The sequence below is a fragment of the Pseudomonadota bacterium genome, from assembly GCA_039028935.1.
Taxonomy (GTDB): Bacteria; Pseudomonadota; Gammaproteobacteria; order Steroidobacterales; family SZUA-146; genus SZUA-146.
This window is the reverse complement of the sequence record JBCCHD010000020.1, coordinates 61,457-68,811: the sequence shown is the minus strand read 5'-3', so window position 1 is coordinate 68,811 and position 7,355 is coordinate 61,457. Positions and strand designations below refer to the sequence as shown.

The window sequence follows — 7,355 nt, the reverse complement described above, 5'->3', positions numbered from 1 at the left end:
GTGGTTCATTAGGCCTTTGGTGTGGTTTGGCATCGTTTACTTTGATTTGGCGATTAAATAGTCTGTCTGCTTTACCCACAACTTCTTCATTTTTTACTGTTCTGGTGCCCAATTCGGGGATAGATGAGGGGCGGGTCGCGTTTATTTACCCGTACAGATTCGTCAGCATCAAGAAAAATAACGAAATATAAACAAATAAAAACAAAGGGTTAAAGTTTATTTGCCGTTCAGGAGGCGTTCAGGCGACGTTTGCTAGATTAATCCTACCCAAGCCACATCGGGAGCGTCCTGTGAAAAAACTCATCATACTGATCGCCTCTTTGAGCGTCACCTCGCTGGCATTGCCAGCGGCGGCGGACGACCACAAACAGCGGATCAGCGGCATCAAGTCGAGCCAGAAGTATGATCGCTCGTCTCGGCGAAACGACAATCGCCATGAACGGCGTCGTCAGTACAATCAACGTGAACGCCGCGCAAATCGTCAAGAAAACCGTCGTTCCAGCCGGCAAGCAAATCGCAATGCCTATCGGCAGGGCTATCGCGATGCAAATCGACGTGCTCGAACAAACAAGCACTACCGCAGCTATCGGCACTACAACCGGCCCCATTATCGGTACAACAACCGCTATCGTGGCTACTACAATCGAGGCTATCGACACAATTACCGCTATAACCGTCATCGCCACTACCGCCATCGTCACTACGATCGATACGGGTATCTGTTAGGTGGTGTACTGCTCGGCTCGGCGATTGCCAATTCGGGGCATCATCATGATCGTGACACGGTGGTGACGACTCGCGTCGTTCGCGAAGGCACTTATGGGCGTAGCGATGATGTCCATCTGTTTCGAGATCGCGACGGCAATTGCTTCGAGGTTCGCGAAAACCGCCATGGTGATGAAGTGCGAGAAGAAATTGATCCGTCCTACTGCGATTGGTAGTGACGTTTTATCCTGGAGATACAAAAGCGCGGGCTGAGCCCGCGCTTTTTTTGTTCGGCAGACATTGCCGCCATACGCGCAGACGCTCCGCTACAGTTTGATGACAACACCTCGATCGGCCGGCACGTTCCCTTTTAAAACGTCATCGAATACCTGAGGCACGCTGTTCATCCCTTCATGTCGATCGATTTCAAGCCAGCGGCGACTGGCAATCGAGGCATTAAGCCAAAATTTGAATGATTTTTCCTGGAAAACACCGGGGCCCCATTCTTGGGCGCGTTGCTGTATGTGTCCAGGTGCAAAAAACATGGCGCTCCGATCTCGAATATAATGTGGCCCCATGGTGTTGTTGTCGTAATGGGTGAGGCCGACATTTGAGGTGTAAGCCATGTTGTCGCCCAGGCGCTCGTGTAACGCCGAAAGCACGTTGCCATTACCAGAGATATCGATAATCACCGTACGGACGTCGGTGCTGACGCTCTGCAGGTCGTCATACGTGTAGACCTCATCGTACAGGTCCAATGCTTTGACTCGTTCGAATTGGCCGCTGGACGTTAAGCCGATGGTCCGTGTTTTTGGATCTTCCTTGAACGCGTAGGCGCAGCCGATCGACGTTTTGGCCGACGCGCTGGTGATCACGACATGCGGTGCATCGAAGTAATCGTTTGCACAGACAAAATCGTACAGGCAATAGGATGTGGCATAAAGCGGCATAAGCAGAACCCGCTCATCGTCAAGTTCCGACTGATAGTACGATTCGTTATTCGTGCGCGAATAGCTATTGTATACCGGTGGCAGTGCCGCTCGATGTTCGGTGCCGTCGATGAGGTGCTGCGCTTTGATCCCGGTCGGCGACAAAACCCATTCGGTGGCCATCGGAAAGTAACCATAGAGTCGCTCTCCCGTCGGTATTTCATCATTGAGCGACTCGATAACATCCGCGAATCCCCATACTGGAATTTGTCCCCAGTTGTCCGCCGCCGGGAAGAATTTCCAATAGCCAATGCGGTCGCCAACAATCCCGTAGGTAATGTTATTGGCGGTCAACGCAAACCGGTCGATTAGCACACGGACTTGGCCGGACGTCAGGGCAGGGCGTTCCAGGTCATGGATTCGGTGCGAAGAAAGATTGGATCGATCGACTTCAAATTGCTGGTACGTCACTGCAATACTCCGGCGCCGCTGGCGCATTGAAAACAAAATAAACTCAGCGCCAATCACGCGCATGTCATGAGTATACGCGGGTTGTCGTGCGGGTACGACACGCCTCGAGGGATGCCATTGGTGGGCGTTAGGCGATTCCATTGCTACACTCACTGCTTTGTGATCCGTAAAATCCACCGATGCCTAATTCTGACCGTCCCGAATCCCCCCTCATGCGGCCCAATTTGATGCGACGCTTGCTGGGCATTGCCCTCAAGTTGATCGTCGGCGTGGTCGGTTTGTTGGTGCTGTTTGTGTTTGCCCTGTGGCTACGTGCCTTTAAACCCGCCGACCTTGAGCCGGTGGCCGTCACCTGTCGTGAACCCGCACCGTCCTACGATGCCCAATTACCGCTTAGCGTGCTCAGTTGGAACGTGCAGTACATGGCGAGTAAAGAGTACGTCTTTTTCTATGACATCGATCAAACCGATACGGAGCGTGTTGCCGATGTGGCGCGCGCGGGGAAAACACTCGCGGATCGGCCCTCACTGAAACACATTCGCTGGAGCATTGAGGAAGTGGCAAGCCTCATTGAGCGTGAAGACCCCGATGTTGTTTTAATTCAAGAAATCAACAGCGAAGCGGATAGTCGAACACACTTTGTTGATCAGATCGGTGATCTTATCGAGCGCCTAGGCACGCGTTTTCCATGCCATGCCGACACGTCGTACTGGCAGGCCGAGTACATTCTCCACCCCAGTATCATGGGCCCGGTGGATTTACGCTTGTTAACGCTATCGCGTTATAAGCTGTCATCCGCGGTTCGTCATCAGTTACCGCGACCGGATATCAACCCCATTGAGCGCCCATTCTATTTTCAGCGCGCCATTTTGGAAACACGGCACCCGACCACGGACGGTAGCGAAATCGCGATGCTCAATACGCATTTTGAAGCGTGGGGCGCCGGCACCGGCGTCATGCAAAAGCAGGTGGGTCGTGCGCTGGAAATCGTGGGCGCGCTGGATGAGGCGGCGGTACCGTGGGTGTTGGGTGGCGATTTAAACCTGCTACCCCCGGACGGCAATAGGCAACGGCAGCGCATATTGGCTGCACGCACCGGCAACTACGATGAGCGTACCGCGATCGCGCCATTTTATGAGGCGTATGGTGCGATCCCAGCGCTACTGAATCTTCAGCGCTCAGATGCCAAGGACTGGTACACACACATTCCAAACGATCCAACCGTCTCGGAGCCGGATCGAACGATCGATTATGTGTTTTACAGCAACCAGTGGCGGCCCCTGTCTGCGGAGGTGGTGCACGGCCGAAGCTGGGCGATCTCCGATCATCTGCCGGTGGTTGGGCAGTTTCGCTATGTGCCGGAGGGCGCGTTATCGTGCGATCCGGAGGTGATCGGCTATTCGCTCACATCCTGCCCCGAGCAGTTTATCAAGCGGCCCACGGGTAATCCGTCGCAATAAGAGGTAATCCCTTGTAAAAGGGAGTACAGTTCGCGCGTCAAATTCACTCATTGGAGAAGCCAGATGTCCTTAATGGTCGGTGACAACCTAGTTGTCAGCATGCACTACACCTTGACCGACAACGACGGCAACACACTCGATAGCTCGGAAGGGGCTGAACCATTGTCGTATTTGCATGGGGCAAGCAACATCATTCCGGGGCTGGAAAAGGCCCTCGTGGGTAAAACGTCTGGCGATTCGTTGACCGTGAAGGTCGAGCCGGAAGAGGGCTATGGCGAAGTGGTTGAGGCGCTGATGCAAACGGTGCCGCGCGAATTGTTTCAGGGCATCGACGATATTCAACCGGGCATGGCGTTTGAAGCTGAGGGTGAAGGCGGACAGGTGCAACGCGTGGTGGTGAAAGACGTCTCAGAAGACGGCGTGGTGGTCGATGCGAACCATCCGCTGGCAGGTATGACGCTGAATTTCGATGTGACGATTGTCGATATTCGCGATGCCACAGAGGAAGAGCTCGCCAATGGCCAGGCGAGCTAACTCAGTTCAGCCGCACTGAGCGTGGGTTAACACGATATCCCGTGCCGCTGACACTGTTAATTGTCGGCATTTTTCATCAACGAACACGTTGAACTCTGCTGTTGGGTCGCTGCATCGAAACGCAATACGGCGTTGACGAGTCGCTCTGAGGGGCGATCAACGAATCGGTTTTGGGCGAAAAACCCATAAAAAAACGCGCGCCGGAGGTCGCGCGTTTCAGGTTGTGGCGTGTCGAGCTGCTATAAATCAAACTTGATGCCCTGCGCCAGAGGCAGTTCCGTTCCGTGATTGATCGTGTTGGTTTGCCGTCGCATATAGTTTTGCCACGAATCGGAGCCGGATTCGCGCCCACCACCCGTTTCTTTTTCGCCCCCAAACGCGCCACCAATTTCCGCACCTGACGTGCCGATATTCACGTTGGCGATTCCGCAGTCGCTGCCGACGGCTGAGAGGAATTGCTCAGCGTGTGACAGATTCTGCGTGAAAATGGCCGACGATAGGCCTTGGCGCACATTGTTTTGCATCGCGATTGCGTCATCCAGCGCGTCAAACGGGATAACGTACAGTAGCGGCGCAAACGTCTCATCTTGGACGATTTCCCACTCGTTCTTCGCCACCGCAATCGACGGACTCACAAAATTACCGGGTTGATCGAGACGCTCCCCTTCGATGAGCATGTCGCCACCGGCGGCTTTGACATTGGCAATCGCGTTGAGATAGCGCTGCACCGATGATTCGTCAATCAACGGTCCCATCAGGGTCGATGCCTCGAGCGGGTCACCGATACGCACCTGGCCATACGCTTTGACCAAGCGCGCTTTGAGTTCGTCAAAATGCGAGCGATGTACGAAAACGCGGCGCGTACTTGTACAACGCTGGCCCGCCGTACCGATGGCGCCAAACACAATGGCCGGCACGGCCAAATCCAAGTTGGCAAATTCGTCGACGATGAGCGCGTTGTTCCCGCCCAGCTCGAGCAGTGATTTACCCATGCGAGCCGCGACGCATTGACCGACATGTTTACCGATTTCGCAGGAACCGGTAAATGACACCAGGTTCACGCGGGGATCGTCGACAAAGCGTTGTGCGAGTTTATTGTCGTCGTCGATGAATAGTTGAAAAATGGCTGGGTAGCCATGTTTCTCAAGCGCACGATTGCACAGGTGCTGCACAGCAATGGCCGTCAGCGGGGTTTTAGGAGAGGGCTTCCAGATGCTGACATTCCCGGCAATTGCCGCCAAAAAGGCGTTCCACGACCACACCGCGACGGGGAAATTAAACGCACTGATCACGCCGACCACGCCGAGCGGATGCCATTGGTCGTACATGCGATGATCGGGTCGTTCCGAATGCATCGTCTTACCGTACATCATGCGCGATTGGCCAACGGCAAAATCCCCGATGTCGATCATCTCCTGAACTTCACCCTCGCCTTCGGCGCGAATCTTGCCGTTTTCCAAAGTGACTAGCGCGCCCAGCGCTTCTTTGTTGGCGCGCAACTCCTCGTTAACTAAACGCACCGCTTCGCCGCGCTCCGGGGCCGGAACTTTGCGCCACGCCTTGGCCACCTCCGTTGCATTGGCGAGTACAGTTTCATAATCGTCCGCGGAGGCCGCGTACACGCTGGCGATGACGTCACCCGTGGTGGGATTAACCGATTCGATCACACCCGCGTCGGTCGTGGACGACCAGCCGTCGGCACCCGACCAGGTGCCCGAGTTGGTCGGACTTATGTTGAGTTGTTTGAGTATGTCTTGCATGTCGTCTCTCCGTGCCCAGACTGTGGGTTAGGTCAAATGCCGGGCATTTTGCCAAGAGCGCTCAGTTGATACCAGCAGAAACTGTTGGTGCACTACACCAATTTGGTTATTCTCGACGCATGAGCAGAAAAATCGCGACAAATGAATGGCATCCGGCGAGTTGGCAAACGCGTACAGCAAGCCAGCAACCGAACTATCCTGACCAAGCTGCGCTCGCCGACGTGGTGGCACAGCTTTCCTCGCTACCCCCGCTGGTGACCTCGGGTGAAATCGATCAGCTGCGAGAGAACATCGCCAGTGCGCAGCGCGGTGAGCAGTTTTTGCTGCAAGGTGGCGATTGCGCGGAGAGTTTTGGCGACTGCCGTAGTGAGGTCATCGTCAATAAACTCAAAATCCTGCTGCAAATGAGCATGGTGATGATGCACGGATTTAAGCAGCCGGTGATCCGCGTCGGGCGTATTGCGGGCCAGTATGCCAAACCGCGCTCGGCCGATACCGAGACACGAGACGGTGTGACGTTGCCCAGCTATCGCGGCGACTTGGTGAATGCGCCAGATTTTACCCCGGCGCACCGCATCCCCGATCCTCATCGATTATTGCGTGGCTACACGCGTGCGGGTCTCACGCTCAACTTTATTCGCTCGTTGGTCGACGGCGGGTTTGCCGATCTGCACCACCCTGAATTATGGGATCTCGATTTTGTCAGCCACTCACCCATGGCCCAGCAGTACCGAGAGATTGCGCGATCGATTGCCGATTCGCTCGATTTTTTCGAATCGATCTCTGGGCGCAAAGTGCATCAGGCCAATCGCGTCGATTTCTATACCAGCCACGAAGGCTTGCATTTGCACTACGAGCAGGCGCAAACGCGGTATCTTGAACGTCGTCGTGGTTGGTACGATCTCACCACCCACTTGCCTTGGATCGGCATGCGCACGGCGGAGCTTGACGGCGCGCACGTGGAATTTTTCCGTGGCATAAAGAATCCATTGGGCATCAAGATCGGACCGGGAATGAACACCGAGTGGCTTCAGGAGCTGCTGGCGGTGCTTAACCCCTCCAACGAACCGGGTCGAATTGTGCTGATTCATCGCGTGGGTGCTGATCACGTGCATGAACGATTGCCGGGTCTGATCAAAGCTGTGCAAGCCACCGGTTCGCTGGTGCTATGGGTTTGCGATCCGATGCACGGCAACACCGAGAACAGCAGCTCCGGACTCAAAACCCGTCGATATGAAAACATCTTGAGTGAAGTCGAGGGGTCATTTGAGGTGCACAAAGCGTGCGGTTCTCGGTTGGGCGGCGTACACATTGAGCTGACCGGGGACAATGTCACCGAATGCACCGGTGGGGCACGCGGTCTGACCGACAATGATTTGGTTCGGGCGTATCAGTCGACGGTGGATCCGAGGCTCAACTACGAGCAGTCGATGGAGCTGGCTATGCGCATCGCAGGCATCACCGACAAGTAGATCGTCCGTAGTGTGCAGGTCGTC

6 protein-coding genes are annotated in these 7,355 nt (G+C 55.0%); 4 read left to right on the top strand and 2 right to left on the bottom strand.

What is annotated here, in order from left to right; all coding sequences use genetic code 11:
- Window positions 1-290 precede the first annotated feature (290 nt).
- Window positions 291-941, top strand: coding sequence for a hypothetical protein (locus AAF465_10895; GenBank protein MEM7083229.1), 651 nt, complete (start codon window positions 291-293; stop codon window positions 939-941).
- Window positions 942-1,031: 90 nt separating this feature from the next.
- Here the strand turns inward: AAF465_10895 and AAF465_10890 are convergent, their stop codons facing one another.
- Window positions 1,032-2,105 carry a DUF2855 family protein gene (locus tag AAF465_10890; GenBank protein ID MEM7083228.1) on the bottom strand — a complete coding sequence of 358 codons (1,074 nt, stop codon included), beginning with the start codon at window positions 2,103-2,105 and terminating at the stop codon, window positions 1,032-1,034.
- A 179-nt stretch (window positions 2,106-2,284) separates the two neighbouring features.
- Here AAF465_10890 and AAF465_10885 point away from each other — a divergent pair, with 179 nt between their 5' ends.
- Window positions 2,285-3,565, top strand: a complete 1,281-nt coding sequence (locus AAF465_10885; protein MEM7083227.1) for an endonuclease/exonuclease/phosphatase family protein — start codon at window positions 2,285-2,287, stop codon at window positions 3,563-3,565.
- Between the two features lie 63 nt (window positions 3,566-3,628).
- Window positions 3,629-4,099 carry a peptidylprolyl isomerase gene (locus tag AAF465_10880; GenBank protein ID MEM7083226.1) on the top strand — a complete coding sequence of 157 codons (471 nt, stop codon included), beginning with the start codon at window positions 3,629-3,631 and terminating at the stop codon, window positions 4,097-4,099.
- Window positions 4,100-4,338: 239 nt separating this feature from the next.
- Here the strand turns inward: AAF465_10880 and AAF465_10875 are convergent, their stop codons facing one another.
- Complete coding sequence (locus AAF465_10875; GenBank protein MEM7083225.1) at window positions 4,339-5,859, bottom strand: aldehyde dehydrogenase family protein; 1,521 nt, start codon at window positions 5,857-5,859, stop codon at window positions 4,339-4,341.
- Between the two features lie 119 nt (window positions 5,860-5,978).
- Here AAF465_10875 and AAF465_10870 point away from each other — a divergent pair, with 119 nt between their 5' ends.
- Window positions 5,979-7,331 (top strand): 3-deoxy-7-phosphoheptulonate synthase class II, encoded by a 1,353-nt coding sequence (locus AAF465_10870; protein MEM7083224.1) that lies wholly within the window; start codon window positions 5,979-5,981, stop codon window positions 7,329-7,331.
- The last annotated feature ends 24 nt before the right edge of the window (window positions 7,332-7,355 follow it).

Excerpts from the sequence above, each read along its gene's own strand:
- AAF465_10885 (MEM7083227.1), top strand. The coding sequence starts at position 2,285 with ATGCCTAATTCTGACCGTCCCGAATCCCCCCTCATGCGGCCCAATTTG.
- AAF465_10880 (MEM7083226.1), top strand. The coding sequence starts at position 3,629 with ATGTCCTTAATGGTCGGTGACAACCTAGTTGTCAGCATGCACTACACC.
- AAF465_10875 (MEM7083225.1), bottom strand. The coding sequence starts at position 5,859 with ATGCAAGACATACTCAAACAACTCAACATAAGTCCGACCAACTCGGGC.
- AAF465_10870 (MEM7083224.1), top strand. The coding sequence starts at position 5,979 with ATGAGCAGAAAAATCGCGACAAATGAATGGCATCCGGCGAGTTGGCAA.